The 261-nt window shown below is 30.7% G+C and carries 1 protein-coding gene; it reads left to right on the top strand.

All coding sequences use genetic code 11. From position 1 onward, the window contains the following. Positions 1 to 88: 88 nt before the first annotated feature. Positions 89 to 261, top strand: a 173-nt coding sequence (locus ACODJP_RS14205; RefSeq protein ID WP_422482609.1) for a GrpB family protein, incomplete at its 3' end; no start/stop codon positions are given.

Here is a 261-nt window from a genome sequence, read left to right as displayed (position 1 = left end):
AAGCCCAAATTACGATATTTGGGCTTTTTTGTTTAATAAAATAATCTATTCTTAAATATATAAATTTTATCAATTTGAGTTTTTAATAATGATTTTTTTTGAACCAGAACAATACCAACAAAGATGCACTCAGCTTTTTAACTTATACCGAGGACAAATTTCCGCTCTGCTACCATCTGCCCAAATTGAGCATATAGGTGCATCTGCAATACCTAATGCATTCTCAAAAGGTGATTTAGACATTTATATTGAGGTTCTACC

It is taken from the genome of Pleomorphochaeta sp. DL1XJH-081, assembly GCF_049310885.1.
Lineage (GTDB): Bacteria > Spirochaetota > Spirochaetia > Sphaerochaetales > Sphaerochaetaceae > CAYZJV01.
The sequence above is the reverse complement of the archived record's forward strand: the minus strand, read 5'-3'. Positions and strand labels throughout refer to the sequence as shown.